The organism is Erythrobacter sp., assembly GCF_039988855.1.
Taxonomy (GTDB): domain Bacteria; phylum Pseudomonadota; class Alphaproteobacteria; order Sphingomonadales; family Sphingomonadaceae; genus Erythrobacter.
Genome location: NZ_JBDXIY010000016.1, coordinates 94,035 through 120,638 on the forward strand (window position 1 = coordinate 94,035; position 26,604 = coordinate 120,638).

26 protein-coding genes are annotated in these 26,604 nt (G+C 56.9%); 18 read left to right on the forward strand and 8 right to left on the reverse strand.

The annotated features are described in order from the left end of the window. Positions 1 to 86 precede the first annotated feature (86 nt). Positions 87 to 1,664, reverse strand: coding sequence for a helicase HerA-like domain-containing protein (locus tag ABJ205_RS08130; RefSeq protein ID WP_348159880.1), 1,578 nt, complete (start codon positions 1,662 to 1,664; stop codon positions 87 to 89). Positions 1,665 to 1,796: 132 nt separating this feature from the next. On the opposite strand from ABJ205_RS08130, the gene pabB reads away from it, so the two are divergent. The 8 genes from pabB to ABJ205_RS08170 all read left to right on the forward strand — a co-directional run bounded on the left by pabB (position 1,797) and on the right by ABJ205_RS08170 (position 8,623). After that, a complete protein-coding gene (gene pabB / locus ABJ205_RS08135; RefSeq protein ID WP_348159881.1) occupies positions 1,797 to 3,617 on the forward strand; it encodes an aminodeoxychorismate synthase component I in 1,821 nt (606 codons plus the stop codon). 85 nt (positions 3,618 to 3,702) lie between these two features. After that, on the forward strand, positions 3,703 to 4,443 hold the full coding sequence (locus ABJ205_RS08140) for an RNA pseudouridine synthase (protein WP_348159883.1): 741 nt from the start codon (positions 3,703 to 3,705) through the stop codon (positions 4,441 to 4,443). Beyond that, entirely contained in the window at positions 4,436 to 4,852 is a 417-nt protein-coding gene (gene arfB / locus ABJ205_RS08145; protein ID WP_348159885.1) for an alternative ribosome rescue aminoacyl-tRNA hydrolase ArfB, read from the forward strand. Before ABJ205_RS08140 ends, arfB begins: the two co-directional genes overlap by 8 nt. Before the next feature lie 143 nt (positions 4,853 to 4,995). After that, the gene (gene rpmG / locus ABJ205_RS08150) at positions 4,996 to 5,163 is read left to right on the forward strand and encodes a 50S ribosomal protein L33 (protein WP_034961594.1); all 168 of its coding nucleotides are present in this window, start codon (positions 4,996 to 4,998) and stop codon (positions 5,161 to 5,163) included. Positions 5,164 to 5,250: 87 nt separating this feature from the next. Further along, a complete protein-coding gene (locus tag ABJ205_RS08155; RefSeq protein WP_348159886.1) occupies positions 5,251 to 5,928 on the forward strand; it encodes an outer membrane lipoprotein carrier protein LolA in 678 nt (225 codons plus the stop codon). A gap of 273 nt (positions 5,929 to 6,201) precedes the next feature. Further along, positions 6,202 to 7,005 carry an exodeoxyribonuclease III gene (locus ABJ205_RS08160; protein WP_348159888.1) on the forward strand — a complete coding sequence of 268 codons (804 nt, stop codon included), beginning with the start codon at positions 6,202 to 6,204 and terminating at the stop codon, positions 7,003 to 7,005. Positions 7,006 to 7,010: 5 nt separating this feature from the next. Then, the gene (gene ribA, locus ABJ205_RS08165; protein ID WP_348510043.1) at positions 7,011 to 8,111 is read left to right on the forward strand and encodes a GTP cyclohydrolase II; all 1,101 of its coding nucleotides are present in this window, start codon (positions 7,011 to 7,013) and stop codon (positions 8,109 to 8,111) included. Next, positions 8,108 to 8,623: an N-acetyltransferase gene (locus tag ABJ205_RS08170; protein WP_348159892.1), complete on the forward strand. Its 516-nt coding sequence runs from the start codon at positions 8,108 to 8,110 to the stop codon at positions 8,621 to 8,623. The genes ribA and ABJ205_RS08170 overlap by 4 nt, the downstream gene beginning before the upstream one ends. On the opposite strand, the gene ABJ205_RS08175 is transcribed toward ABJ205_RS08170, so the two are convergent. Next, complete coding sequence (locus ABJ205_RS08175) at positions 8,620 to 9,624, reverse strand: right-handed parallel beta-helix repeat-containing protein (RefSeq protein ID WP_348159894.1); 1,005 nt, start codon at positions 9,622 to 9,624, stop codon at positions 8,620 to 8,622. The genes ABJ205_RS08170 and ABJ205_RS08175 overlap by 4 nt on opposite strands. Before the next feature lie 154 nt (positions 9,625 to 9,778). Here ABJ205_RS08175 and ABJ205_RS08180 point away from each other — a divergent pair, with 154 nt between their 5' ends. The 6 genes from ABJ205_RS08180 to ABJ205_RS08205 all read left to right on the forward strand — a co-directional run bounded on the left by ABJ205_RS08180 (position 9,779) and on the right by ABJ205_RS08205 (position 14,979). Next, entirely contained in the window at positions 9,779 to 10,129 is a 351-nt protein-coding gene (locus tag ABJ205_RS08180) for a hypothetical protein (RefSeq protein ID WP_348159896.1), read from the forward strand. A gap of 3 nt (positions 10,130 to 10,132) precedes the next feature. Next, positions 10,133 to 10,366 (forward strand): hypothetical protein, encoded by a 234-nt coding sequence (locus ABJ205_RS08185; protein ID WP_348159898.1) that lies wholly within the window; start codon positions 10,133 to 10,135, stop codon positions 10,364 to 10,366. Beyond that, complete coding sequence (locus ABJ205_RS08190) at positions 10,363 to 11,565, forward strand: acyl-CoA dehydrogenase family protein (RefSeq protein WP_348159899.1); 1,203 nt, start codon at positions 10,363 to 10,365, stop codon at positions 11,563 to 11,565. Before ABJ205_RS08185 ends, ABJ205_RS08190 begins: the two co-directional genes overlap by 4 nt. 73 nt (positions 11,566 to 11,638) lie before the next feature. Then, entirely contained in the window at positions 11,639 to 12,883 is a 1,245-nt protein-coding gene (locus ABJ205_RS08195) for a CoA transferase (protein ID WP_348159901.1), read from the forward strand. A 12-nt stretch (positions 12,884 to 12,895) separates the two neighbouring features. Next, entirely contained in the window at positions 12,896 to 14,122 is a 1,227-nt protein-coding gene (locus ABJ205_RS08200; protein ID WP_348159903.1) for an acetyl-CoA C-acetyltransferase, read from the forward strand. Next, positions 14,119 to 14,979, forward strand: coding sequence for a MaoC family dehydratase N-terminal domain-containing protein (locus ABJ205_RS08205; RefSeq protein ID WP_348159905.1), 861 nt, complete (start codon positions 14,119 to 14,121; stop codon positions 14,977 to 14,979). The genes ABJ205_RS08200 and ABJ205_RS08205 overlap by 4 nt, the downstream gene beginning before the upstream one ends. Here ABJ205_RS08205 and ppk2 read toward each other — a convergent pair. After that, positions 14,976 to 15,752 carry a polyphosphate kinase 2 gene (ppk2, locus tag ABJ205_RS08210; protein WP_348159906.1) on the reverse strand — a complete coding sequence of 259 codons (777 nt, stop codon included), beginning with the start codon at positions 15,750 to 15,752 and terminating at the stop codon, positions 14,976 to 14,978. The genes ABJ205_RS08205 and ppk2 overlap by 4 nt on opposite strands. Positions 15,753 to 15,807: 55 nt before the next feature. Here ppk2 and phhA point away from each other — a divergent pair, with 55 nt between their 5' ends. Then, positions 15,808 to 16,746, forward strand: a complete 939-nt coding sequence (gene phhA / locus ABJ205_RS08215; RefSeq protein ID WP_348159908.1) for a phenylalanine 4-monooxygenase — start codon at positions 15,808 to 15,810, stop codon at positions 16,744 to 16,746. A 24-nt stretch (positions 16,747 to 16,770) separates the two neighbouring features. Here the strand turns inward: phhA and ABJ205_RS08220 are convergent, their stop codons facing one another. The 4 genes from ABJ205_RS08220 to ABJ205_RS08235 form a co-directional block, all read right to left on the reverse strand. Beyond that, positions 16,771 to 17,013 carry a hypothetical protein gene (locus ABJ205_RS08220; RefSeq protein ID WP_348159909.1) on the reverse strand — a complete coding sequence of 81 codons (243 nt, stop codon included), beginning with the start codon at positions 17,011 to 17,013 and terminating at the stop codon, positions 16,771 to 16,773. Between the two features lie 11 nt (positions 17,014 to 17,024). After that, the gene (locus tag ABJ205_RS08225) at positions 17,025 to 17,882 is read right to left on the reverse strand and encodes an undecaprenyl-diphosphate phosphatase (RefSeq protein WP_348159911.1); all 858 of its coding nucleotides are present in this window, start codon (positions 17,880 to 17,882) and stop codon (positions 17,025 to 17,027) included. A gap of 65 nt (positions 17,883 to 17,947) precedes the next feature. After that, positions 17,948 to 20,137 (reverse strand): M13 family metallopeptidase, encoded by a 2,190-nt coding sequence (locus ABJ205_RS08230; protein WP_348159913.1) that lies wholly within the window; start codon positions 20,135 to 20,137, stop codon positions 17,948 to 17,950. A gap of 132 nt (positions 20,138 to 20,269) precedes the next feature. After that, positions 20,270 to 22,093 carry an ABC transporter transmembrane domain-containing protein gene (locus ABJ205_RS08235; protein ID WP_348159914.1) on the reverse strand — a complete coding sequence of 608 codons (1,824 nt, stop codon included), beginning with the start codon at positions 22,091 to 22,093 and terminating at the stop codon, positions 20,270 to 20,272. Positions 22,094 to 22,283: 190 nt separating this feature from the next. On the opposite strand from ABJ205_RS08235, the gene phaZ reads away from it, so the two are divergent. From phaZ to ABJ205_RS08250, 3 genes are all read left to right on the forward strand, one after another. Continuing rightward, positions 22,284 to 23,519, forward strand: coding sequence for a polyhydroxyalkanoate depolymerase (phaZ, locus tag ABJ205_RS08240; protein ID WP_348159915.1), 1,236 nt, complete (start codon positions 22,284 to 22,286; stop codon positions 23,517 to 23,519). Positions 23,520 to 23,531: 12 nt separating this feature from the next. Beyond that, a complete protein-coding gene (locus ABJ205_RS08245) occupies positions 23,532 to 24,539 on the forward strand; it encodes a nitronate monooxygenase (RefSeq protein ID WP_348159917.1) in 1,008 nt (335 codons plus the stop codon). Positions 24,540 to 24,637: 98 nt separating this feature from the next. Beyond that, the gene (locus ABJ205_RS08250) at positions 24,638 to 25,096 is read left to right on the forward strand and encodes a hypothetical protein (protein WP_348159919.1); all 459 of its coding nucleotides are present in this window, start codon (positions 24,638 to 24,640) and stop codon (positions 25,094 to 25,096) included. A gap of 1 nt (position 25,097) precedes the next feature. Here ABJ205_RS08250 and sthA read toward each other — a convergent pair whose 3' ends face one another. Further along, positions 25,098 to 26,579, reverse strand: coding sequence for a Si-specific NAD(P)(+) transhydrogenase (sthA, locus tag ABJ205_RS08255; protein ID WP_348159921.1), 1,482 nt, complete (start codon positions 26,577 to 26,579; stop codon positions 25,098 to 25,100). Positions 26,580 to 26,604 lie beyond the last annotated feature (25 nt).

Sequence of the window (26,604 nt, forward strand, 5' to 3'; positions counted from 1 at the left end):
CGGATCAATACCCCTGCCATCGGACAGGACAACCACCATCTCCAGAGCAAGACCTGAGGCAAAACGGCGACCTGCGAGCGGCCCTATTACCGCATCAATCCGCCAATAAGGTTGCGGACAAATCGTCCGGCGATTGGCCCTGCCAGATCCGTCGCAATTGACCCTGCCGCCGATGTCAGCCCGGAACGCATGGGGTTAGAGCGCGACTTTTTGCCCAGAACCGCCGCTGCCGCTGCGCCTGCAACACTACCAGCGGCAACTTTGGCGCCGCGTGACATCGCTTTTTCCCAGATGGACTTGCTCTTGCGGCTGCGCTTGGCGACCTCAACCTCGCCTTTTTCCTCCACCTCTTTGGCGGTCTCAACCGCGTCCGACGCTTTTTGTGCGAGCACCTCTTCGGCGCTTTGACGGTCGATGACTTCGTCATATTTCCCGTCAAACGGGCTGACCGATTGGATGATGGCGCGTTCTTTTGCGTTCACCGGGCCAAGACGTGAACGCGGCGGCTTAATCAAAGTGCGCTGCACCACAGTAGGCGCGCCTTCTTCGTCGAGGGTAGAGACAAGTGCCTCACCCACTTTCAGTTCTGTGATAGCCTCTTCGACGTCAAGATCGGGATTGATCCTGAACGTCTCGGCTGCCGCCTTGATCGCGCGTTGGTCGCGTTTGGTGAAAGCGCGAAGGGCATGCTGGACGCGGTTGCCCAATTGGCCTGCGACTTCTTCAGGAATGTCGATCGGGTTTTGGGTGACGAAGTAAACGCCCACGCCTTTTGAACGGATCAAGCGAACGACTTGTTCGATCTTGTCCTGTAGCGCCTTGGGCGCATCGTCGAACAAAAGGTGTGCTTCATCAAAGAAGAATACAAGCGTGGGTTTCTCCGGATCACCCACTTCGGGAAGGCTCTCAAACAGCTCAGCCAAAAGCCACAAAAGGAAGGTCGCATAAAGCTTTGGCGAACGCATTAATTGGTCGGCGGCCAGCACGTTTACATAACCGCGCCCTTCTTCGTCCTTCTTGAGAAAATCATCGATCTCAAGCGCGGGTTCGCCAAAGAAATGATCCGCGCCTTGCGATTCGAAGGAAAGCAATTGCCGTTGGATCGCGCCCACCGATTGCCGCGACACATTGCCATATCCTGCGCCTGAGAGCTCCTTTGCATTCTCATTCGCCCATTGGAGCAATGATTGGAGGTCGCCAAAATCCAGGAGCAACAAGCCATTGTCATCAGCATAGCGGAAGACGATTTGCAGCACGCCTTCTTGTGTATCGTTGAGATCGAGCAAACGCGCTAAGAGCAGCGGCCCCATTTCGGTGATCGTGGTGCGGATCGGGTGCCCTTGCTTACCGTAAAGGTCCCAGAAGATCACCGGATTATCGGAGTAATCATAATCGTCCATGCCAAGCTCTTTGGCGCGGCCTTCGAGTTTATCGGCGTGTTTGAATTTCGCACTTCCGGGCATGGCGATACCGGACAAATCGCCTTTCACATCGGCGACAAAAACCGGGACTCCGTCCGCGGAAAAGCTCTCTGCCAAGCCTTGGAGCGTGACCGTTTTACCCGTGCCGGTCGCCCCTGCGATGAGTCCGTGGCGGTTGGCCCGCGATAAGGCGAGGCTTTGATTTTCGCCATTGCCCCCAAGACCCAGAAAAATCTCGCTCATACCTTGCTTAACCCTTTGCCGAATTTCCTTGTTTCGGTGTGGCGGCGAGCGAGGGCTTGGTCAACCTTGCGCAAGCCAATTAGCCAAAGCACCCTATCGACTTGGGGGGTGGAGCAGCCTAAAGCGAAGGCGATGGGTCAGCCTGTGGATTCAAAGTGCTTTGTATTGCTCGACGACGCCCGAGATATGGGCGGGGCGGCGGATACGCTTGTGTTTTCGGCACCGCGCGAAGTGTTTGTTGCCCACCGACCCGAAGAAGTCATCCCCACGCTTGAAGCTGCAGAAGCTGCGCGCCGAAACGCCGTGTCCGACGGCGGTGAGCTTGCCGGGATGATCGCATATGAGGCGGGTCTTGTTCTGGAAGGCAAGCTTGCCCCTTTGGCCGATGCGCGGAGCGGAGCACACGGTCCGCTGGTGTGGCTGGGCCTGTTTGATGCGCCGACACGGATTGCGGCGGCCGATATGCCCGCATGGCTCGCGGCGCGCTCTGAAGGAGATGCAAGCCTCGGCCCGCTCGAACCTCAGCTGTCACCTGCCGGATATGAAACCGCATTCGAAACACTGAGCGAGGCCATTCGCGCGGGCGACATTTATCAGGCCAATCTCACTTATCCCCTTGCCGGGTCTTATCGCGGTGATCCGTTGACGCTGTATTCTCAGCTTCGAAGCGAGGCCAACGCTGGGTATGGCGGGGTGATTTTCGATGGTTCGCATTGGCTGCTGAGCTTCTCGCCAGAGCTATTTGTGGCGCTCGACCCGGAAGGAGGCGCCAAGGCAAAGCCGATGAAAGGCACGCGCCCCAGGGGCAGCGATCCCGAAACAGACACCGCTTTGGCAGAAGAACTGGCAAGCTCGGTCAAAGACAAAGCCGAAAATCTGATGATTGTGGACCTCATCCGCAACGACCTGTCACGCGTGGCTGCCCCAGGCAGCGTTCGGGTGGATACGCCCTTCGCGATTGAGAGTTATCCAACCGTGCATCAAATGGTCTCAAGCGTGCGCGCGAAGCTTGCCGAGGGTATGGGCGCAAGCGAACTGGTAAAGGCGATGTTCCCGTGTGGTTCGATCACTGGCGCCCCCAAAATCCGCGCAATGGAATTAATCCAAGAGGTCGAACGTGATACGCGCGGGCCATATTGCGGGGCGATTGGGCGGATAGGTGCGGATGGCTCGGCGGCCTTCAATGTGGCCATTCGCACACTCAGGCTAACCCCGACTGAGAACGGACACGGAAGTGCAATTCTGGGTGTGGGTTCAGCAATTGTAGCCGATAGCGAGCCTTTAACCGAACGCCGCGAATGCGAGGTGAAAGCGGGCTTCGCAAGGGGGGGCGGGGCGCCAGGCTTTGATCTCATCGAGACGATGGCATTCGATCCTGAAGAAGGAATCCCCCTTCTCGAATTGCACCTTGCACGTATGAAGCGCAGCGCTTCTGCCTTTGGGTTTGAATTTGATCGTCATGCATTGCGCAACAAAATTCAGGCATTGGTTTTTGAACTTTCTGAGCCTGCAAAGGTCCGCCTCTTTGTCGCAAAAAGCGGGGCGTGCGTGATCCAAACCGACGCTATGCCAATGCCGTTCGGCGGTCCCGTTTCTGCTGTGGCCCTACCAAGCACGCTTGACCCCAGCGATTGGCGCCTTGCGCATAAGACCACCGACCGCGGCTTTTATGAGGATGCGTTGAAAGCAGCCCGGGCGCATGGCGCAAATGAGGCATTGCTGGTGCGCGAAGATGGCTTTGTTACCGAAGGCAGTTTCACCAACATTTTCGTTGAGCGCGATGGCACATTGCTCACCCCGCCGGCATCGCATGGCCTCTTACCCGGTATCTTGCGTGAATATCTGATCGAAAAAGGCCAGGCGCGCGAAGCGGAAATAACGCTCGATGATTTGGCTGAGGGTTTTCAACTCGGAAATGCGGTGCGCGGCCTATTTTCGGCTAAACTCGTCTAGCGAGCCCAAAACCGGCTGCTTCCACCACTTGAGTAGTGCAAACATCCTTCGACAAGCTCGGAGCGAAGGGATAGGGGCTTGTCCTATGACCTCCATCCCCATTCTTTTCGAGGACGGCGAAGCGCTTGTGATCAACAAGCCCGCTGGCCTGCCGGTTGATCGCCCCAAACGAGGCGGCCCTTGCCTTAACGACCATCTTGATGAACTAAAACTCGGTTTTCAACGCCGCCCGGTTCCAGTGCACCGGCTCGATACTGATACGTCTGGATGCCTTCTATTGGCCCGTAATCCAAAGGCGTTGAAGCGCTTTAACAAAGCGTTTGAAGACCGGCTGGTGGGCAAGACCTACCTTGCAATTATCGACACTGCGCCGGCCGAAACCTCTGGCACGATTGCGCTGTCGCTTTCCAAGATCAGTTCTGCAGAAAAAGGTTGGCGGATGATTGCTGCGAAAAAGGGCAAGCCTGCGATCTCGCATTGGGAGTTGATTGAGACCATTGGTGAAGGCGCAAAAGTGCGCTCGCTTATCCGTTTCCGTCCAGAAACCGGCCGCACGCACCAATTGCGGGTTCATTCATTGCTTGGGCTTGGTGCACCGCTCTTGGGTGATCCGGTTTACGGGCCTGTTCGCGGCCAGAACAAAGGTGCGCCGCGCACCATGCTGCATGCAGAAACCTTCACGGTTGAGCGTGGCAACAAGCCGGCGATCACCGCAGTTGCTCCATTCCCAGAGGATTTCCTCCGCGCCGGGCTCACCGCGCCTACTCCGCCCGAAATCGGACAAGAAAGACCGGCAGCAGAACCACAACACGAAGCAGATGGATAAAGACCTTCTCGACCGCGCCCATGCATTGGCAGAGGAGAATTTCCTCGCAGGGTCAGGCCCGGGTGGTCAGAACGCCAATAAGGTCGCGACCGAGGTACAATTGCGCGTCAATATTTATGCGCTGCGCCTGTCTCCACCGGTCTTTGCCCGGCTTCGCGAGCTCGCAGGATCCAAGCTGACCACCGCAGGCGACCTTCTTATCACTGCGCGCCAACACCGCACTCAAGACGCGAATCGCAGCCTTGCCCGCCAACGTTTGGAGGAAATGCTTGAAGCCGCCCACCAAAGGCCCAAACAGCGAGCCAAATCGCGGGTCAATCGAGTCGGCAAGACACAGCGCCTGAAGGCAAAAAAGGTGCGCAGCGATGTCAAATCGAAACGCGGCAAGGTGAACCGCTCAGATTGGTGACCTGAGCGCGGCGACTCTTCTTGACTTTTCCCAGTGAATCGCTCAGAGGCGCGCGTCTGTAAGGCGGCTTATCCAGCAATGGACCAATGCCGCTGTTTATTTTTACGGCCTTTGGGCCTCACCTGTATCTGTAGGAACTTGCAATGGCGAAGCCAGCAACCGTGAAAATCCGTCTCGTGTCGACTGCCGACACCGGTTTTTTCTATGTGACCAAAAAGAACCCTCGCAACATCACCGAGAAAATGACTTTCCGTAAGTACGATCCGGTTGTTCGCAAGCACGTTGAATTCAAGGAAGCCAAGATCAAGTAAGATCTGGCTGTGCTCGCTGGGCAAGTGAACCCGAGAGCTTCCTCTAATTCATGGACTGTTCAACGCATTTTGCGTAGCTGTGTTCTCATGAAACATAACAAACTCTTCCGCCCGCTCGGCTTTGGTTTCGCCACTGCGGGCGCGCTTGCGCTTGGTCTATCGCTTGGCAATTCGGGTCCATCGCCCGTTTTCGCTCCGCCTGCACAAGCTCAATCTAGCGCGGATCTGGACCGGGCCGTGACCGCTTTGCGTGCTATTTCGACAATGCGGGCTGATTTCAATCAAATCGACCGCGCTGGCAATGTCGCCTCTGGCACAATGACATTAAAGCGTCCGGGTAAGATTCGATTCGACTATGGCAAGGATGCCGACCTGCTTGTGGTCTCCAATGGTCGCTCGCTTTATATGATCGACTATGAAGTCAATCAGGTCGAACGCTGGCCCATCAGAAGCTCACCCCTAGGCGCGCTGCTCGATCCTAAACGCGATGTCGCTCAATTCGGGACATTGGTTCCCACTGGCAGCAGCGATGTTTTGAGCATTGATGTACAAGACCCGAAAAAACCCGAATTTGGCCGAATCAATCTGATCTTCGTGCGCAAAGCCGGTGCGCCTGGCGGTTTGGAACTGACTCATTGGGTTGCGCTCGATGCGCAGAACCATCGCACGACCGTTCGCCTCAGGAATCACCGCTATGGCGTAGCCGTCCCTGATTCAACATTCAGGTTTCGCGATCCAAGGCGCTCTTCTCGTCGGCCACGGTGAACGCCTCGCCTGCGAAAAGTTGTAATTCTGCGACAAACTTAGTTTTACGTTCATTTACGCGAAAGCCATTGGGCGGTAATAATGATTCTCAAGACGGATGAGAAAGGGTTTCCCCCCTGTTGCCCTTCTCTCTTTTAAGTCCGTCTTGACCAAGCGTGACGAACGCTGACACGGAAACCCCAGTGCCAACGCCCCCCGGTACTGGGGTTTTTTGTGTCCTACATCTTGCCGAAAAGCTTGTAGACGGTCCCACTTGCGCTTAATTGACCCTGCATGCTTAGCGTTGCCACATGGAACATAAATTCTGCGCGTTTGCGCCTTCCCATCATTGAGAAATATCTCGAAATGCAGGCGCCTGACGTTTTGTGCCTGCAAGAGATCAAATGTCAGGAACATCAATTCCCGGCCGAAGCCTTGGCGAAATTGGGATATGAGCATCAGGCGATCTGCGGGCAAAAAGGTTATCACGGCGTGGCAACGGTGAGCCGTGTGCCGATCCGCGAAGATTCGCGGCACGACTGGCAGGCAAATGGCGAAGCCCGCCATGTCGGAGTTGAGGTGTTGGGCCGCGAAGTGGGGGGTAAGAATGTTCGCATCGATAATGTCTATATCCCCGCAGGCGGCGACGAGCCTGATCGCGAGAAGAACCCCAAATTCGGCCAAAAACTCGATTTTCTCGGACGCATGACGGATTGGGCAAAGACGATTGACGCGCCCACTTTGATCGTCGGCGATTTCAACATTGCCCCGCTGGAAAGTGATGTTTGGAACCACAAACAGCTTCTTAAAGTCGTCAGCCACACACCCCTTGAAGTAGAAATATTGGAGCGCTTCCAAAAGGCCCACGACTGGGTTGATATTGGCCGCGAACACATCCGCGATCCTGAACGCTATTTCAGCTGGTGGTCGTACCGGTCCAAAGACTGGCGCGTGAATGATCGGGGTCGCCGCCTTGATCATATGTGGGCTTCACCCGAATTGGCAGCGAAAGCGGCCGGGCACAGTCTTTTGGAAGAGGCACGTGATTGGGAGAAACCATCCGACCATATCCCGCTCATGACCGAGTTTGATATCTAACTCAGATGTGTGACAAGCCCCCTCCAACGCTCAAACAAGCATCGCCAGAACGGCGCGCTGCGCAGGCGGTGGATGCTTTGCGGCACGGTTGGGCACTGGACTTTACTGGCGGGCCAGTGCTCTTGCCAATTGAGACAGCGATTGCATCGGGAGCCAGGTCCAGCCACCTGCTGATTTCGGCGGCGCGGGCGGCGACATTAAAACTTACGAACCAACGTGAAGCGGCGCGCGGTGATTTGCCTCATACGCCCATCCTCATCCGTAGCGGCGAAGCTATAACGCTTGATGTGGCTCGCCCCATTGCTGATCCATCGCTTGACCTCAGTAATCCATTTAAAGGCCCATTTCGGGCTGATCCCATAGAATGGGCCGACGAAGCCGTTGCTGCGATGGAGTATGCCCGCATCGCAGGGATTCTGCCCGCCTTTATGGTCGACCCTGTTGAAGGCGGAGAACCGCACCTGCTGATCGCGAGTGACCTTGCCGCCTACACCAATGCCGGCAGGCTCGATATCATCTCTCGTGCCCGCCTTCCGGTGCGAGCCAACGAAGACGCGCAGATCATTGCCTTCCGCTCCACTGCGGACACACGCGAACATGTGGCGCTCATCATTGGAGAGCAATCAGGCGATCGTCAGCCCTTGGTGCGCCTCCACTCTGAATGTCTAACGGGTGATGTCCTCGGCAGCCTAAAATGCGATTGCGGCCCACAATTGGACGCAAGCCTTGAGGCGATGTCTGAGCATGCTCGCAAAGACGGCGGGTGGGGCATCCTGCTCTACATGCGGCAAGAGGGGCGCGGTATTGGCCTCATCAATAAGCTGCGCGCTTACCGCTTACAGGATCAGGGCTTTGATACGGTTGAGGCAAACGAACGCCTTGGTCTTCCCGACGAGGCGCGCGATTTCCCAGTCGCAGCGCGGATGCTCGAACTGATCGGAGCGCGCAGCGTTCGCCTTCTCACCAACAATCCGGCCAAGGTCAAAAGCCTTGAGAAGGCCGGGATCACGGTAAGCGAGCGGGTGCACCACCAGCTTCCCGACAACCCTCATAACGCCAAATATCTTGCCACCAAGCGCGATAGATCAGGACATTTGTTACGATGAGCGGCTCCCCGATTTCAGTGGCGATCCGCCAAGAAGCACCGGGAGACCAAGACGCGATCTTCAAACTCACCGAGGCCGCATTCAAGGAAATGCCTTTCAGTGACGGCGACGAACAACACCTTGTAACCCGCCTGCGCACAGATGGCGATCTAGCTCTATCACTGGTAGCTGAGGATGGGGAACGCATCGTTGGCCATATCGCGTTTTCACCGGTCACGATCACCGATGGAGCAACCCACTGGTACGGTCTGGGCCCTGTCTCAGTCTGGCCAGAAATTCATCACCGCAGCATCGGCAGCGCGCTCATCAAGCGCGGCATTGCGGATATGAAAGCGATAGGCGCGAAGGGCATCATACTGCTGGGAAGCAATGTCTATTACCCGCGCTTTGGCTTCGCCCATCACCCCCAGCTGACCTATCCCGGCCCGCCGCCTGAATTTTTCCAAGCGCTGTTGCTCGATGGCGAAATGCCAAGCGGCAAAGTCGATTACGCGCCGGGTTTCTACCCTTAGCGCAGCTCGTATTTGGTCAAACCACGCGCAAGCTTATTCCCGCTCATCACAACACGTGAATTGGTCCAATCGGCTAGGAAGACGCTCGCCCGGTTAAGGCCCGGAACAAAGCGTGCGGTGTTATCTTTCACTACAAGGCCATCTGGATCGTGCAGCACGCTCTCCGCGCCCAGCGCGATGAAGGCCGAATAATTTTCCTTGTCGCGGCCTTGGACGAACCAATTGTTCGCAATGGAGCCTTTGCTCCCCGCTGGTAGGTCGATCATGTAATTGGTGCCGGTGCCCGCTGCATCATCGAAACTGTTGTCTTCAAGGATCACATTCGCCGTGCGCGCCTTGACATAGTGACCGCCCCGGCCCTTTTCAAAGCGGCTTTCGCGCACGGTCAGCTCGCCATAATTGCCGATATAGATCGAGTGCGCGCAGCCTGCCGAATGCTCGCAAGTGCCGAGCCCGCTGAAGGTTGAGCGTAAAATATAGATTCGCCCCGTGGGATTATCGGCGGAAAGAATGCCCTGTTGGCTGTTCAAAAACCGTGAGTAAGCAACGTTGAGCGCACCTTTTTCCAACCGGATGCCTGCGCCATTGCCATCGCCCACTGCCATATTGGTGAAAGTAAGGCCGCGGACCTCCGCTCCTAGACCGCGCAGCACCAGAGCCGCTTTGCCCTCGCACGCGCGGCGGTCAAAGGTTACCGTGCCAGCTTCGCGCGCTGCGTAAATGACAACGCCTGCGGTCTGAACCGCGCATTGGCGATAGGTGCCCGGCGCGATTTCAATCGTCCCGCGGCGATCCCCGATCGCATCAACTGCTGCTTGAAGCGTCGCATAGCTGCGCCCGTTCTCCTTGATTACAAACGGCTGTCCACTCTGCGCTTTTGCTGCTGTTCCTGTAATAAGGAACAGCGCCATCAAAAGCACAGCGAGGAAAAACCCATGGTCAAACGCATTAGCAATGCGGACGGGCAAGGGGCGGGCGGTTGGGGTCAGATAACTTCTCATAAGCACAGGGCATACCGCGCCAAGCGCCTGCACGGGAGCATCAGTTAAGCCACTGTACCGTTTCGGTCCACCAATTGGGGCTTGGCTTAACGCCACCTCGCCCGCTACACCCTATCGCTGAAACCATTAGGACGTTTAGTAGGAGGATACCCCAATGAAGAAACTAGCCGTAATCGCCGCTCTCGGAAGTCTGGGTCTTGCCGCATGTGGCAGCACCGATGATGCATCCACCGAGGCCATGCCTGACACCGTCGAAATGCCTGCTGACACGGCGCTCGAGCCAGTATCCGAGGAGCCAGTCGAAGACGCCGAAGTTCTCGAAGAGGTTGATCCTGCGGATAGAGCACCAAGCCTTGAGACAACCGAAGAGGCAGCAGATGCTGCGGCGGGTGTCGCAGCCGAAGCGGCCGCTGCTGCAGAAGCCGCAGAGGCCGCGGCTGGATTGGGTGATGCAGTCGATGCGGCGACCGCCGCCGCTGAAGAAATCTCTGAAGAGATCAACTAAGCCATGAGAGCAACGCGACCCGCTATTGGCGGATTGCTCATTTCCGGACTGTTCCTCTCCGCCTGCGGGTCGGGCGGGGCGGATGGTCCGGGCTCGGTAAGTGTGGACGAAGCACAGGCACTCGATGAGGCCGCTGAAATGCTGGATGAGCGCCGCTTGCCTGAAGGGACGCTTCCTTCTGTTGAAGCGCCACTCAACACCCAAAGCGATGAGACTCAAGAGGAAGTGAGCGAATGAACGCACCGCGAACGCAAGGCTCGTTCAACCCGGGCATGGATGAAGAGACTTTCGAACAATTCGCCGAACAGCTTGAGCGCTATGTTCGCGAACGGCTGATCCCGGCGGAAGCGGATGTCATCGAGAACGATGCGGTCCCTGCTGACATCGTCCAAGAGATGCGCGAAATGGGTCTGTTCGGCCTTACCGTTCCCGAAGAATACGGCGGCGCAGGCCTCAATATGACGCAATATGCGCGCACTGTGAATATCATGGCCTATGCCGCCCCTGCCTACCGTTCGATCTTTTCGATCAATGTCGGCATGTTTGCGAGCGCCCTTAAAAACGGCGCAACAGAAGCGCAGCGGGCTGAATGGTATCCCAAACTTGCAGAAGGCAAAATCGCCTGTTTTGGACTGACAGAGCCGGGTTCAGGTTCAGACAGCGCAGGCCTGCAAACCGCTGCACGGCCAAGTGCGGATGGCAATGGCTGGGTCTTGAACGGCTCCAAACGCTACATCACCAATGCGCCGCATGCCGATGTCGCGCTGATTATGGCGCGAACGGAAAAGGAAAACCTTCCCAAGAACGCGCACGTCAGTGCGTTTCTGGTGCCGATGAATACAGCCGGCGTTTCGACCGGATCGCCGGATAAGAAAATGGGACAATCGGGCAGTCATATCTCGGACATAATGCTCGACGATGTGGAGGTTCCGGGAGAAGCGCTTTTGGGCGGAGAAACCGGCAAGGGTTTTCGCTTTGCCATGCAGAGCCTTGATAATGGGCGCATTTCTGTGGGCGCAACGGCGGCAGGATATGCGCGCCGCGCTCTCGATAGCGCCATCCGCTATGCCAATGAGCGCAAAGCCTTTGGCGAACCCATCGCCAATTTTCAGCTGATCCAGCAAATGCTCGCCGATAGCGAGATTGAGATCTACGCCGCTGAAGCGATGATGAAAGATGTGACAGAGCGCGCCGACAGGGGTGAGAATATCCTGATCAAAGCCGCCGCGTTCAAAGTGTTCTCTTCGGAAATGTGTGGCCGCGTGGTGGACCGGGTGGTTCAAGTTTATGGCGGTGCGGGATATTTGGCCGAATATGATGCCGAACGCTTCTACCGCGATGCGCGTATTTACCGCATTTACGAAGGCACGACGCAAATCCTTCAGCTTCAGATCGCCAAGCATATGCTGCGCGAATGGGAAGCGTTGAACGGCTGATGCGGACTGTCTGCACTTACGTGCAAAACTTGTCCGGGGCGAGCCAAGAGCGAGCCGCATACAAAGGACTACCATGTACCAACTTTTAAACGACCTCTCGATTGTAGAGGTGTCGAGCTTCGTCGCCTCTCCCACAGCGGGGCTTTACTGCGCGCAGATGGGTGCAGAAGTCATCCGCGTGGACCATAAGGCGGGCGGGCTTGATTACGACCGCTATATGCTAACCGAAGAAGGGCGTTCGCTTTCGTGGGAAAATTTGAACCGCGCGAAGAAGTCGGTTGCCTTAGACCTGCGCAGCGGTGAGGGGCGCGAGCTGTGTGTGGAGCTTGCCGCAAAGACCGGACAGTGCATCACCAACCTTCCTGAAAAGAGCTTTATGAGCCACGCGGCAATGCAAGCGAAACGCGATGACATGGTCAGCGTTCGCATCATGGGGTGGCACGACGGGCGTCAAGCGATGGACTTTACCGTCAATGCAGCAGCTGGCTATCCGTTGATGACGGGGCCGGAGGAATGGGACCCGGAGACCGCTCCGCCGATCAGCCAACCCCTTCCAGCATGGGATTTCATCACCGGGGCTTACTGTGCCTTTGCGTTGATGAGCGGGCTGCACAACCGAACCGCGACCGGTCAGGGCGCAGAAATGCGCGTGCCTTTGGGCGATGTGGCGATTGGGACGCTCGCAAACTCGGGCACTATGGCAGAAATGCTCTATCGCGGCTCTGATCGTCAGCGTTTGGGCAATGCAATTTGGGGCGCGTTTGGCCGCGATTTTCAGACCAAATGCGGCACCCGCTTCATGGTCGCCGCCCTCACGCCCAAGCAATGGACGGGTCTTGTTGCCGCCTTTGATGTGGCAGGGCCCATTGCCCAGCTCGAAAGCGAACTAGGTGTTGATTTCAATTCAGGCGACCGGGTGCGCTTCGACAATCGCCACCGCCTGTTCGACCTGTTTCAAGCGGCCGCGGCGAGGTATGATTACGACACGCTTTCCGCCCGCATGGCAGCGCAAGGCGCGACGTTTGAGAAATACCGGACCCACCATGAAGCCTCAAATGATCCGGTTCTGGTGAGCGAAAACCCGCTGTTCGGACCCTCGCCTGCGAACCCATCTGGCTTGGAATATCCGGCCACCCGCTCTTTTGCGAACATTCCTGCACAAGAGGCAGGCGACCCCGCGCCCGCGCCTTTCCTTGGGCAGCATTCCGAAGAAGTGCTGGCAGAAAGATTGGGCCTATCTTCGGGCGCAATCGCCAAACTGATTGATGCAGGGACCGTGTCCCTGTCCGATGAAAACGCCGATTACTCACACCGATAAAAGAGACCGCAAATGACCAGACGTGCCGCCATTGTATCGCCATTGCGCACTCCCGTAGGTAAGTTCCTTGGCGGGCTCTCCAGCCTAAACGCGGGCGAGCTTGGCGCGATTATCTTGAAGGCTTTGATTGAGCGTTCCGGCGTTAATCCGGCGCGCGTTGACGATGTCGTGTTCTCCCAAGGTTACGGCAATGCAGAGGCGCCCGCCATTGGGCACTGGTCGTGGCTTGCCGCTGGGCTTCCTTTGGAAGTGCCCGGCTATCAACTCGACCGCCGGTGCGGGTCTGGCCTTCAAGCTGTCGCGAACGCGGCGATGATGGTGGAAACCGGCATGGCGGACGTAGTGGTCGCCGGTGGGTGTGAAAGCATGTCCAATGTTGAGCATTACACGATCCAAGGTCGCGGCGGGGCGCGGATGGGCGATATTACGCTTCATGACCGGCTTTCACGCGGACGTTTGATGAGCCAGCCGATTGAGCGTTTTGGCGTCATCACCGGCATGATTGAGACCGCCGACAATCTGGCGAAGGATTATAACATCACCCGCGAAGAGGCCGATGCTTATGCCGTTCGCTCGCACCAAAATGCAGCCGCTGCATGGGACGCGGGCAAGTTTGACGATCACCTTGTGACGGTGGACGTCCCCCAACGCCGCGGCGATCCCGTCACCTTTGCGCGTGACGAGGGTTTCCGTACCGACGCATCGATGGAGACGCTGGGCAAACTTCGCGCCATCGACGGGAAACGCGATCCAGAGGCCATCGTCACCGCAGGCAATGCGAGCCAGCAAAACGATGCCGCCGCTGCGTGTCTTGTGGTGGCAGAGGATAAGCTTGAAGAGCTAGGCTTGACCCCGTCGCTGTGGTTTGGCGGGTGGGCTGCGGCGGGCTGTGACCCATCGCGTATGGGCATTGGCCCTGTACCTGCGGCCCAACGCTTGTTTGAACGGCGCGGATACAGCTGGGACGACATCGACCTTGTCGAACTCAACGAAGCTTTCGCCCCGCAAGTGCTCGCAGTGCTTAAGGGCTGGGGCTGGAGCGATGACGACAGCCGCCGCGAGATGCTCAACGTCAATGGTTCGGGCATTTCGCTGGGCCACCCCATCGGCGCAACTGGCGGGCGTATTCTTGCCGATATGGCAGCCGAAATGCACCGCCGCGAAAGCCGCTATGCGCTGGAGACGATGTGCATCGGCGGTGGTCAGGGGATCGCCGCCGTGTTCGAGAGAGCCACATGAGCTTTGATGATTGGATCGGGCGCGAACAGGTCACTCATGACACTTTGACGCCGGGGCACGCCGCGCAGTGGTGCGCGACCTTTGACCTTAAGGCTCCGACACGCTGGATCATGCCGCAGGGTATTCACTTGGCGCTGTGCACACCCGATGCGCCCACCGCGGCTCTGGGCGAAGATGGCCACCCGGCACGCGATGACAGCCCCGACAGCTTCCTCCCAGCCTTCCCCCAATTCGGCCCTGGGCCGCGCCGCATGTGGGCCTCCAGCGATATCCGCTTTTTCGCGCCCATCGCGGCCGGGGCCGTGGTGAAGCGCACCAGCCGCATCGCGTCGATCAGCGAGAAAGAGGGCGGCTCTGGCAAGCTTGCCTTTGTGAACGTCGAACATGAGACGCTCGCCAATGGCACGATAAGCGTGCGCGAGACACAGACGCTGGTTTACCGTGACGCAGCAGGCAGCGATGCGCCGCTTAGCCCGCCGCAGCCGGGTGATGGGACCTTTGATGCCGGCGCATGGGATGTGACCCGCACCATAACCCCCGATCCGCGTCTGCTGTTCCGCTATAGCGCGCTCACATTCAACACCCACCGCATCCATTATGACGCGCCCTATGCGCAGAGCGTTGAACGGTATCGAGGGCTGGTCGTGCACGGGCCGCTGACCGCATCGCTCCTGCTGCAATTGGCGGCAAGCGAGCTTGGCGATAATGCTTTGCGCAAATTCGCGTTTCGGGGCGTCTCTCCCGCTATCGCTGGCGAAGAATTGAACCTTGTGATGCGCAAGAGCAAAGACGGTTTTGAACTCGGCGCATTTGCCAGCGATGGGCGGCAAGTGACCAAGGCAAGCGCCAGCCTCTAGTCCAGCGGATAATCCTTAAGCGGTGCAATCACGCCGTAACTCTCTTCATATGGCTCATGCCCAAGGTCGGGAAAGTCGATCGCGGGCGGCTCAATATGGGTGTCAGGTAGGCGGTCGAGCAGATCGCGGATCAACGTCAATCGCCCGCGTTTCTGATCGTTGAAGTCCACCAAGGTCCAAGGCGCGTTGCCCGTGTGCGTCGCCTTCAACATCGCCTCGCGCGCATCGGTATAGGCCTGATACTGCTCGCGCGCGGCCAAATCGACAGGTGACAATTTCCAACGCTTCAATGGATCTTCGCCGCGCTCTTTAAGGCGTTCTTCCTGCCTGTCCTGATCCGTGGTGAGCCAATATTTGAACAGCAAAATACCATCATCGGTCAGCATCTTCTCGAAGACGGGTGCCGTCTGCAGAAATTTCTGCGCCTCCTCCTCAGAGCAATATCCCATCACCCACTCAACTCCGGGGCGATTGTACCATGAACGGTCGAACAGAACGATTTCGCCTGCATGGGGCAAGTGCTTCACATATCGTTGGAAATACCACTGCGTCTGTTCTTCCTCGCTCGGTTTAGATAGAGCAACGGTGCGGCATTGGCGCGGGTTTAGCTTGTCGCGAACCGCGCGGATTGCGCCGCCCTTGCCGGCCGTATCACGCCCTTCGAAGATCACGACAATGCGCGCGCCCGTCGCCCGCGCCCAGCGCGCCATACCGACCAGCTCCTCGGTCATCGGCTCTAAGAGTTTGCGGTATTCTTTGCCCTTAAGCGCCATAGGGTGCCCCTTATTGTCCTTGCCTTCGTGCTCACTTAGTATCAAATGATACCTTATGACCTCACAGACCCACACTGACACCGATTACACCGCACTTCCAGAGCTGGGAGATGATGTGTTCACCGCGCCGCTGGCAAAGCCTGCGCATGTGGGTGATGATTGGGTTGAGCCTGCACAAACCGATTACTCAGCTGAAGATCACGCCGTTTGGAACGATCTGTTTGCGCGCCAGATGGAAGTGCTTCCCGGTAGGGCGGCAAGCGCCTTTATGGCAGGGCTCGACAAGCTTGACCTATCGCGCGGCGGCATCCCGGAATTTGGTACCCTTTCGGAGGAACTCGGCAAGCTCACCGGGTGGAGCGTTATCCCAGTGCCGATGCTCATCCCGGATCACGTGTTTTTCTGGCACTTGGCCAATCGCCGCTTTCCCGCGGGCAGTTTCATCCGCACCCGTGAACAGTTCGACTACATTCAAGAGCCCGACGTCTTCCACGATGTGTTTGGTCATGTGCCCATGCTGACCGATCCGGTGTTTGCAGATTACATGCAGGAATATGGCCGCGCCGGGTGGAAAGCGATGCGGTATAATCGCCTTAAATCGCTGGGCGCGCTGTACTGGTATACGGTGGAATTTGGCCTGATCGAAGAAGCAGATGGCATTCGCGCATACGGCGCTGGTATCCTGTCTGGTCCAACAGAGGCAAGGTTTGCGGTGGAAGCAAAAAGCCCCAATCGCATCATGCTCAACGTCGACCGAGTTATGCGGACGGACTATGTGATCAACGATCTACAGCCGACTTACTTTGTGATTGAGAGTTTTGACGATCTCTTCCGCCAGACGGTGGAGCGCGATTTTGACCGGCTCTACCGCAATCTGGCGCCCGGCTTCACCTATGCCAATTCGGCCGTCATTGACGTGGATTATGTGGTGAATAGAGGCACTCAGGAATACCACCTTCGCGGCGGCAATGGCTCTGGGGCCGACCCGGTTTAAACTTCGCGGCCTAAACTTCTCTGCCTAACTCTCTCTGGTGGCGAAGGCGTAATAACCAACGATTGCGGGTAAGGTGACACCCACTGCCGCGCCAAATCCCAGCAAACTTAGCGAGCCCAGGAACGTGCCGCCATTGGCGATCAACCCTGCGATAAGGCTTGCAAGAATAGCGACTAATATCATGCGCAAAACCGCGCCCGGTATATCAAGCCGCAAGGCGATTGAGCCAAGCCAGCCCAAAATCGCGCCCAAACCAATCAAGATCATCAATGCCATGGCTAAAAGAAATAGAGCAGCCCGGCGCCCATAGCCACCCGGTAAAGCACAAAAACCATCATGGATGCGCGCTTTAGAAAATTCATCAGGAAGTACATGGTCGCAAAAGCGGCCACAAAGGTGAGCGCGCCGGCGATCAACGCATCAAGCGCAAGTTCCATTCCCGCATCGAATATCTCCGGGACAATCAGCACCCCTGCGCCAGCAACCGCTGGGATCGAGAGAAGAAAGGAGAAGCGCGCCGCTTCCACTCGTTTGTATCCGAGGAAACGCGCCGCAGTCATTGTGACACCAGAACGCGACGTACCCGGAATAATCGCAAGCGCTTGGGCAATCCCAACGATCAAGCCATCTCGCCAGCTCATATCCTCAAATTTTTTGACCTCTTGCCCCACTTTGTCAGCAATTCCCAAAAGCACGCCGTAGAAGATCAAATTGAAAGCGATGAGGTCGGTGAAACGGATCGACGACATGAGGTCGTTATCAACGATCTCAACCCCAAATACCCCTGAGGCTATACCATTGAAGGCACCCATCTTGATCGAAAGACCAAAGGCGACCGCTGGGATGGTTCCCAGCACAATCCACCAGAATAACCGCCGCTCTTGCGGGGCATTGGGGGCCTTTGTGCCCACTCCAATGCTGGCAAACCCGCCGCGCGCAAGGACCAACACGTCCTTCAAGAAATAGACAATGATCGCGAGCAATGAACCCACGTGCACAGCCACATCGATCAGGGGGCCTTGATCCGGATAACCGGTAAAGAACTGAATCAGGATGAGGTGACCTGACGAGGAAACTGGCAGGAACTCGGAAATCCCTTGCACCACGGCAATAATGAGTAGCTGTAAAAACGTCATGGGCCCCACTCCATGAATGAAGCGGGGCCCATGTCAATTTCTGAGTTGCTCAGCTGAGCATTTTTCTACCAGATCTTCACGCGCTTTTCAGGCGGAAGATAAAGGGCGTGGTCCTCGGTCACATTGAACGCTTCGTACCATGCGTCGATGTGCCTCACAGCATTGTTCAAACGAAACTCGCCCGGAGGGTGGTTCGCTGTCATGACCCGGTTGCGTAAGCTCTCTTCACGCTCCATCCCGCGCCAAATTTGAGCAAAGCCGAGGAAGAAGCGCTGATCGCCTGTCAGGCCGTCGATGACCGGAGCCTCCTCGCTGCCAAGCGACATCTTGTAAGCACGGTAAGCCATTTGCAGGCCGACCACATCGCCAAGCGTTTCACCCATTGATTGTCCGGGACGCAGGCACTCAGGACCGTTTGATCCTTCAACCGGGCAGTAGGCCGAAATAAATTCACCCATCTGATTGGTAAATTCCACAAAGCCTTCACGATCTTTTGGCTGCCACCAATTACGCAACGTTCCCGAGGCATCGAACTGCGAGCCCTGATCGTCATAGCCGTGGCCAATCTCGTGCCCGATCACGGCTCCGATACCGCCATAGTTGACGGCTGGATCGGCATCGGCATTGAAGAACGGCGGTTGAAGGATTGCCGCCGGAAACACAATGCGGTTGGTGAGCGGGGAGTAATAGGCATTCACCGTCTGCGGCGTCATGCCCCATTCGGTTGGATCGACCTTCTTTTCGAGGCGCGAACGCATTTCTGCATCCCACCACGAGGCGACTGAGAACGCATTTGCGACCGGATTGTCCGCAGTGATTGTCATCCCGTCATACGTCTTGAATTCGTCCGGATAGCCGATCATCGGCACAAAACCATTGAGCTTGGCGCGGGCCTCTTCGATGGTTGCTGCCGTCATCCATTCGTTGCGATCAAGCGCTTCGTTCATCGACTTGGTGAGGTTGGAAACCAGATCGTCCATCCGCGCCTTGCTTTCGGGCGGGAAGTACCTGTCGACATATAGCACGCCAAGCTGTTCACCGATCGCACTTTCAACCGCGCCGATTGCGCGTTTCCAGCGTTCTTGCTGTTTTTCGCGGCCACTGATCGTGCGGCCGTACAAGTCGAAATTGGCCTCATCGAGCTCGCTCGACAGCACGGATGCGTAACTGCGCAGCAGGCTCTTTGCCATATAGGCTTTGATCGTTGAAAGCGGCGTTTCACCCAGCAGCTGCATCATTGCTGGCAGGCCGCCGCCAATCATATCGAGCTGCGCCTGTGTCAGGCCCATGGTTTCGATCTCTTCCTCAGTCGGAGGAAGTTGGCGCGCAAGGAAACGCGTCTGTCCAGCAAGCTGCGAGGCTTCGAGCACAGCTTGGATCGGGAAATCACCCGCCATCGCGCTCAGCTCTTCTGGCGTTAGCACATTATAGGTGAGTTGCGGCATCCGCAGGACCGGACGGGCCCACTCAAGCGCTGCGACCTTGGTCTCGAAGGCATAGACCGCATCAGCAGCGCCAGCTGGATCCTGATAGCCTGCCGCTCCAAACATAGTGGCAAGGAACTCTTTATACTTCGCGCGAATTTCAAGATTGCTCTCTGAATCGACGAGGTAGTAATCCCGGTCAGGAAGACCCATGCCGTCAAAGCCGATACCAACTGCATAATCGGTTGGATTGCGCGCATCGATGGTGACGTTGGCACCTACGAGCGACGGAAAGCCCGGCTGAGCCGAGACGCGCATCAGCGTATCGAGGTCAGCTGCGCCAAAAATCTGGTTCAGATAAGGCTGTGCGGGGGAAAGCCCGCGAGCATCGATAGCATCAACGTCCATATATGAAGCGTAAGCATCGACGATCCGGCGCGCCTGCGTCCCTGGCGCGGGGTCGGATGCGACGAGATCATCGACAAGCTTTTTCACGTCTTGCGTCGCGCCTTCACGAAGCATGTCAAACGCACCGTAGCGCTGACGATCTGCTGGAATTTCATTCGCCGCAATCCACTTGCCGTTGACGTAGGCGTTGAAGTCATCACCCGGTTCAATTGCCGGATCGATTGTCTGGAGCCCAACTCCCCAGACACCAAAATCCATCGTTGGCGCGGTTGATGCGCTGCCCGTTTCAGTATCAACTTCGAGGTGGTCAGCGACGCCGTGTGGCTCACCAGAGTGTTCGTGATGAGCATCATTTGCGGATGCGCTTGCGCAAAGGGCAAAGGCTGCCGTCCCTGCGAGCAGAAGTTTTGTTGTCCGGATCATGCGATAAGTCCCCGATTGCATTGTGTGAGGTATTCCTCAGCAAACCTATCTAGCGCACAAGGAGACACAAGGTTGCAATTTGTCGCGCGGTAGATGCGGTTCGTCGAAACGAACAGCCTAACACTGCAAAACTCAAGCGGCTTCGTTGGTCGCGAATTGCAGCTTGGCGAGGCGTGAATAAAGCCCGCCTGCTGCCGAAAGCTCAGCATGGGTGCCTTGCTCCGCGATTTTGCCCTCATCGAGCACAATTATGCGATCTGCTGCGCGAACCGTCGCGAGGCGGTGCGCAATCACAAGCGTGGTGCGATCCTTCATCAGTCCATCAAGCGCTTGCTGAACCAATTGCTCACTTTGTGCGTCCAAAGCACTGGTCGCTTCGTCAAGAAGGAGGATTAGCGCATCACGAAGAAGCGCGCGGGCAATCGCCACCCGTTGACGCTGACCACCGGACAATTGCGTGCCGCCTTCTCCCAGATATGTGTCTAACCCTTGGGGGAGCGCCCTTAAGAAATCCTCTGCATTAGCAGCGCGTGCCGCTTCCCAAATGGCGTCATCATCCGCGCCCCAATTGCCGTAACGCAAATTGTCGCGGGCATTGGCACTGAAGAGCACGCCTTCTTGCGGCACAAAGGCAAGGCGTTCGCGAATATCAGCAGGATCTGCCTTCGTCAGCGGTACACCGTCGAGGCGAATTGTTCCGCTTTGCGGATCGTAAAACCGTTCGACCAGCTGGAATATGGTCGATTTGCCCGCTCCCGACGGTCCCACAATCGCGATTGTTTCACCGGGTTGGATTTCAAGGTTGAAATCATCAAGCGCTTTGTCCTCAGGCCGCGCGGGATAACGGAAGGTCACACCCCTAAAAGACAATGAACCACGCGCTGGATTAGGGAGCTGTTCGGGCCGCGCGGGCGGGGCGATCAACGGCTCTGTTTCAAGCAATTCTGCCAAACGGCTAGCAGCGCCCGCTCCGCGAAGCAGGTCGCCATACACTTCGGTCAAAGCGCCAAATGCGCCCGCGACCAGCATCGCGCCCACGAGGAAGGCCAGCAAAGTCCCCGAAGTGACCTCGCCAACCGACACCGCAACCGCGCCGCGCCACAGCAAGAATACGATCGAACCAAACAGCGCAGCAATGACAACCGAGGTCATAATCGAACGAAGGATGATCCGTTTGCGTGCTGTGTTGAATGTGCGTTCAACAGCATCGCCGAAACGATCCGATTCTCTGCTTTCTTGGCCAAAGCTCTGGACGATCTTCATGCCGGCGAGGACTTCTGTCACCATCGCGCCAACATCGGCAACGCGGTCCTGACTGTCGCGCGAAATGCTGCGGATACGGCGCCCGAATATGACGATGGGAAGAACCATGATCGGCAAGCCCACCACTAACCAGACGGTGAAGCCTGGAAGGAGATAGAAGAGGTAAATCGTGCCGCCAATGCCTAGGAACAAATTGCGCAAAGCAACAGAGGCCGTCGTGCCCACAACCGTTTCTATGATTGCGGTGTCGGACGTCATCCGGCTGGAGATTTCTTTGGGTGAGTTTTCTTCGTAAAAGGCAGGCGACAAGCGCATGAGATTGCGGTGCACCTTGCGGCGAATATCGGCGACAACGCGCTCACCAATCCAGCTTACGAAGTAAAACCGGGCCGCAGTTCCCAAGGCGATCACCACAACGATCAGACCCAAATAACGGAACCAGCGAGAGATTTCTTCTCCCTCTTGAACTCCGCCGAACCCGCGATCCACGATCAATTGAACCGCTGCGGGAATAGCAAGCGTGCCAGCCGCCGTGACCGACAAAGCAATGAGCGCAAAGATCACCTCACTAGGGTATTTCCCCGCCTCACGGTACACCATCTTGAGCGGCGCGAGCGAGCGTGACTTGGGAGGCTCCTGCCCCTCAATCATCTCACCGTCGCTCGCCTGATTTTCTGTTGTCTGCCCACTCATACAAGGTCTCACCTAGGCATGATGGGCGCAAATTTCACCTCAAAAAGCGTCAAAAGCCACGCATAAGTTGAGTTGCCAACAGATTGTGCATTGCACAATTTCCTGTCAGTACCCACATTCAATAGAGAAAACACCGCGTGAGGGGCCGAAATTTACAGCCGCACGCACAGAACATAACAACGGGGCATCCATGCTTTACAAAGCCTACGAACTCCAACGCAGCTGGCTCAATTCGGTGAGCACGGTTGCGTCGCTAAGCGCAGAAATGCTCAGTAGTCCGGCCAATCCGTGGAGCAAACTTGGCCTTGGCACGATGAGCGCCCACGCGTTCGACGTTTTGGCCCATGCCACCGCCGATTACAGCAAACCCGCCTTTGGCATCACGCAAGTGGATGTAGACGGGAAGGTTTTTCCAGTCATTGAGGCCACGGTTATGAATCGTCCCTTTGGTGACCTTAAGCGTTTTCGTCTTGATGGCGTGGACGATAACCGCCCGAAAATGTTGATCGTTGCGCCGATGAGCGGGCATTATGCAACGCTCCTTCGCGGCACGGTTGAGCGGATGCTCCAAAGTCATGAGGTTTACATCACCGATTGGGCCGATGCGAAGACGGTGCCCCTGCATGAAGGGCAATTCGACCTCGACGACTACATCGATTACCTGATGGAATTCCTTGAATATATCGAACAGGTTACGCCCGGTCAGCGCCCGCATATGCTCGCCGTATGTCAACCATCCGTACCAGCCTTTGCCGCAACCGCTTTGATGAATCAGCGCGGCTCAAAAGCGACGCCGGCAACGCTCACTATGATGGGCGGACCGATCGACACGCGCGAAAGCCCGACCACGGTCAACGACCATGCAATGAACCGCCCGATTGAATGGTTCCGCCAATCCGTCATCGCCACAGTGCCGATGCAATATCGCGGTGCGGGACGTAAAGTTTATCCCGGTTTCATGCAGCTTTCTGCCTTTATGAGCATGAACCTGCAAAACCACATGATGAGCCATTATGAGATGTTCAAACACCTCACCGCAGGCGATGAGGCATCGGCGCAAGCGACCAAGAATTTCTACGACGAATACCGCGCCGTTTGCGACATGACGGCGGAATTTTACCTGCAAACGGTCGAAGAAGTGTTCCAGAAACACTCCATCCCCAACGGCACATTCGAGCATAAGGGTGAGGTGGTTGATCTCACCCAGCTCACCGACACCGCTCTTCTCGCAGTAGAAGGCGAACGCGACGATATCTCTGGGCTTGGTCAAACGAAGGCAGCATTGAAACTCGCACAGGGCCTTGCCGAAGATAAAAAACGGTATTTCATGGCCGAGGGCGCGGGCCATTATGGTATCTTCAACGGCAGCCGGTGGCGCACCAAAGTCGCGCCTGTGGTTGAGGAATTTGTTGCAGCGCATTCCTAAGGGGGCACATTCGTGATCGAAAGGCTCGATAAAAGCCGTTTTTTGGCGAAGTTTGGGCTTACCACTCCGATCGCTCTTGCCCCTATGGCTTTTGGCACGGGAGGCGCGTTGGCGGCGGCTTGCGCAAAGGCGGGGACGCTTTCTCTTATCGGCGGGGCCTATGGTGATCTTGAATTCACATCGCGCGAATATTCCGCGGCAGAAACGGCTTTGGCCTCAGATCACGACGCCCTCGCAAGGCTGGGATGCGGCTTTATCACATGGCGGCTTGAAGAGGATGCCTCAGCGTTAGATTGGCTCTTGGATCGCCCTGTTAAGCCTGCAGCGATCATGCTGTCCTTTGGCGACCCCACGGCGATTGCGGCGCCTATCGTGGACGCGGGGATCCCGCTCATTTGCCAGGTCCAAACTCTGGCGATGGTTGCGCAAGCGGTCGCAGCAGGGGCAAGCGTCATCGCCGCCCAAGGCGGCGAAGCGGGCGGCCACGGCATGAACGCTCTCGATGGACGCGGGACTTTCACCTTAGTGCCTGAAATCGCAGATTGGCTCGCTGCCAATGCGCCAGAGGTCCAACTCTTGGCGGCAGGCGGCATTGCCGATGGACGCGGTCTCGCAGCAGCGTTGATGCTGGGCGCAGATGGCGCTCTTATTGGTTCGCGGCTTTGGGCCTGCGAGGAATCACTCGCCTCCAAAAATGCAATTGCCGAAGCTATTGCAGCGGACGGTGACAACACAGCGCGATCGAAAATATTCGATCATTTGCGCGAGAAAAATTGGCCCGCACACTTCGACTTTCGAGCCTTGCGCAATGCGATCCATCGCCAATGGGAAGGGCGCTTGGATGAGCTTGCCTCAGACCCGCAAGAAGCTGTGGCGGACTATAAGGCCGGCCTTGCTTCAGGCGATTATTCACGCGCTCATGTTACGGTCGGCGAAGGCACGGGTCTTATCAATGATGCCCCAAAAGCAGCCGACATTATTGCTCAGATAGACGCAGAAGCGCGCAAACTATTCGCCTAAAGCCTATTTACCTCGCCTTAGGGATAAGCCCCAAGGCTAGCGTAAACCCTTCATGCTAAACCCTCCGGCTCACCAGAGTTTCAACCATGGGGGCAAGGATGGTCCAGATTTTCAAAACGCAATTCTCCAAGACGCTGTGCGTAGTGGCGGCCTTTTGCATGGGCAGCGCGGCGCTCGCAGAGAATTCCGGCTGGCGAATCTCTGAAGCTGACGGACAGGTTTCGGTCATTCGGGGCGAAAAATCGCTTTACGGCGCTGAAGGCACGGAATTGCAAGTTGGCGATCTGGTCAAAACCAGCAACGCCGCCAATGCTGTTCTGGTGCGCGGCGATAACTTTGTTGTGATCGAGCCGGGCAAAACCGTGCGGATCAAACCCGCCGAAGAACAAGGCATGTTTAGCCAGATGGTTGAGTATGTGAGCGGACTGCTTGGCCCGTCAGAAGATCGCTCCAAACTCAAACGTCCCCTGCAGGCTGCCGTTGTCAAAGGTCTTGATGGCGAGATGATGACAACCCCAGCGAACCCGCAAACTTCAGAACAAGGCTCTGAACGGTAAGCTAAGCCGCCTTCTTTTTGCGCCCCGACTGTTTTGGTTTGGGCGGCGCCTGTGTTTTTTTGTTCTCATCGACGGGTGAAACCTGCAATCGGTTCCACAGGTCAAGCGCAGCCACTTTGTATCCTTCCGCCAAGGTGGGATAGTTAAAACTGTTCTCAACGAAGTAGTCGATTGTCCCGCCAAGGTTTAGCACCGCTTGCCCGATATGGACGAGATCGGAGGCGCCCTCGCCAACAACATGGACGCCGATAAGTTTGCGCGTTTCGCGGTGGCAGATGAGCTTTAGTATCCCTGCTTCCAGCCCCATGATGTGCCCGCGCGATGTTTCCTTAAACCGCGCAAGGCCGCATTCATAAGGGATGCCTGCCTCACCCGCATCGGCCTCTGTCATGCCGACGGAGGACAATTCCGGCACGGCGTAAACGCCGTAAGGAGGGGCTTGGTCGTCGGCTGAAATGGGCTCGCCAAAAGCGTGGCAGGCCACAGCGCGGCCCTGTTCCATCGAAGTCGAGGCAAGGCTGGGGAAGCCAATCACATCGCCCGCAGCATAGATATGGGGCACCTCGGTTTGGAAGGTGGTTCTGTCTACTTGCAACCGCCCCCGCGCTCCGGGATTCAGCGCCAATCCGGCTGCCTCAAGATTGAGGCTTGATGTGGAACCCTCACGTCCTGCGGCGAACAGCACCATTTTTGAACCAATCAATCGCCCATCGGCAAGCTGGCAAATCGGATCGCCCTTTTCGCTGAAATGCACATAGGAAAGCGAACACCCAAGGCGCAAACACATGCCGCGTTCGCGCATGGATTGGACAAGGTGATCGACGATCTCTTTATCCATAAAGGGCAGCAATTGTTCATTGGGTTCGATCAGCGTCACCGGAATATCGAGCGCGCTAAAGATCGTTGCGTATTCAAGCCCAATTACCCCGCCGCCCACAACCGTCAGCGAGCTTGGCATTTGCGGTTGGAGGATGAAGCTATCGCTGTCGAAGACGTTGGTTTTGTTGAAAGGAATGTGTTCGGGGCGATAGGGGCGCGTGCCCACGGAGATAAGGATCTTGTCGCCCTCAATCACCTCTTCAATTTCCGATCCGCCAAGGTCGCGTTTAATCGCGATTTGCTGGGGACCTTTGAAATATCCGCGCCCCGCAATCGTCTGCACGCCGTTGCGCGCAAATTGGTGCTCAAGCACCGCGACTTCATAGTCGAAGGTCTTGCCGATGCGCTGGTCCAGATCGTCCGAACAGATGGTGGTCCGGGTGCGATAACCCTGCCCATAGAAAGCCCGCTCGCGCCAACCAGAAAGGTTCAGGGCTGTCTCGCGCAAGGTTTTGGAGGGGATGGTGCCAGTGTGAACAGACACCCCGCCCACTTTGGCGCGGTCATCAACCACTACAACGGATTTACCTAGCTTGGCCGCTTGGATAGCTGCTCGCCGCCCAGCAGGGCCTGCACCCAATACGATAAAATCATAACGCGCCATGTGGCCTCCAATCTGAAGACCAGAA

Excerpts from the sequence above, each read along its gene's own strand:
- ABJ205_RS08130 (WP_348159880.1), bottom strand. The coding sequence starts at position 1,664 with ATGAGCGAGATTTTTCTGGGTCTTGGGGGCAATGGCGAAAATCAAAGC.
- pabB (WP_348159881.1), top strand. The coding sequence starts at position 1,797 with ATGGGTCAGCCTGTGGATTCAAAGTGCTTTGTATTGCTCGACGACGCC.
- ABJ205_RS08140 (WP_348159883.1), top strand. The coding sequence starts at position 3,703 with ATGACCTCCATCCCCATTCTTTTCGAGGACGGCGAAGCGCTTGTGATC.
- arfB (WP_348159885.1), top strand. The coding sequence starts at position 4,436 with ATGGATAAAGACCTTCTCGACCGCGCCCATGCATTGGCAGAGGAGAAT.
- rpmG (WP_034961594.1), top strand. The coding sequence starts at position 4,996 with ATGGCGAAGCCAGCAACCGTGAAAATCCGTCTCGTGTCGACTGCCGAC.
- ABJ205_RS08155 (WP_348159886.1), top strand. The coding sequence starts at position 5,251 with ATGAAACATAACAAACTCTTCCGCCCGCTCGGCTTTGGTTTCGCCACT.
- ABJ205_RS08160 (WP_348159888.1), top strand. The coding sequence starts at position 6,202 with ATGCTTAGCGTTGCCACATGGAACATAAATTCTGCGCGTTTGCGCCTT.
- ribA (WP_348510043.1), top strand. The coding sequence starts at position 7,011 with ATGTGTGACAAGCCCCCTCCAACGCTCAAACAAGCATCGCCAGAACGG.
- ABJ205_RS08170 (WP_348159892.1), top strand. The coding sequence starts at position 8,108 with ATGAGCGGCTCCCCGATTTCAGTGGCGATCCGCCAAGAAGCACCGGGA.
- ABJ205_RS08175 (WP_348159894.1), bottom strand. The coding sequence starts at position 9,624 with ATGAGAAGTTATCTGACCCCAACCGCCCGCCCCTTGCCCGTCCGCATT.
- ABJ205_RS08180 (WP_348159896.1), top strand. The coding sequence starts at position 9,779 with ATGAAGAAACTAGCCGTAATCGCCGCTCTCGGAAGTCTGGGTCTTGCC.
- ABJ205_RS08185 (WP_348159898.1), top strand. The coding sequence starts at position 10,133 with ATGAGAGCAACGCGACCCGCTATTGGCGGATTGCTCATTTCCGGACTG.
- ABJ205_RS08190 (WP_348159899.1), top strand. The coding sequence starts at position 10,363 with ATGAACGCACCGCGAACGCAAGGCTCGTTCAACCCGGGCATGGATGAA.
- ABJ205_RS08195 (WP_348159901.1), top strand. The coding sequence starts at position 11,639 with ATGTACCAACTTTTAAACGACCTCTCGATTGTAGAGGTGTCGAGCTTC.
- ABJ205_RS08200 (WP_348159903.1), top strand. The coding sequence starts at position 12,896 with ATGACCAGACGTGCCGCCATTGTATCGCCATTGCGCACTCCCGTAGGT.
- ABJ205_RS08205 (WP_348159905.1), top strand. The coding sequence starts at position 14,119 with ATGAGCTTTGATGATTGGATCGGGCGCGAACAGGTCACTCATGACACT.
- ppk2 (WP_348159906.1), bottom strand. The coding sequence starts at position 15,752 with ATGGCGCTTAAGGGCAAAGAATACCGCAAACTCTTAGAGCCGATGACC.
- phhA (WP_348159908.1), top strand. The coding sequence starts at position 15,808 with ATGACCTCACAGACCCACACTGACACCGATTACACCGCACTTCCAGAG.
- ABJ205_RS08220 (WP_348159909.1), bottom strand. The coding sequence starts at position 17,013 with ATGATCTTGATTGGTTTGGGCGCGATTTTGGGCTGGCTTGGCTCAATC.
- ABJ205_RS08225 (WP_348159911.1), bottom strand. The coding sequence starts at position 17,882 with ATGACGTTTTTACAGCTACTCATTATTGCCGTGGTGCAAGGGATTTCC.
- ABJ205_RS08230 (WP_348159913.1), bottom strand. The coding sequence starts at position 20,137 with ATGATCCGGACAACAAAACTTCTGCTCGCAGGGACGGCAGCCTTTGCC.
- ABJ205_RS08235 (WP_348159914.1), bottom strand. The coding sequence starts at position 22,093 with ATGAGTGGGCAGACAACAGAAAATCAGGCGAGCGACGGTGAGATGATT.
- phaZ (WP_348159915.1), top strand. The coding sequence starts at position 22,284 with ATGCTTTACAAAGCCTACGAACTCCAACGCAGCTGGCTCAATTCGGTG.
- ABJ205_RS08250 (WP_348159919.1), top strand. The coding sequence starts at position 24,638 with ATGGTCCAGATTTTCAAAACGCAATTCTCCAAGACGCTGTGCGTAGTG.
- sthA (WP_348159921.1), bottom strand. The coding sequence starts at position 26,579 with ATGGCGCGTTATGATTTTATCGTATTGGGTGCAGGCCCTGCTGGGCGG.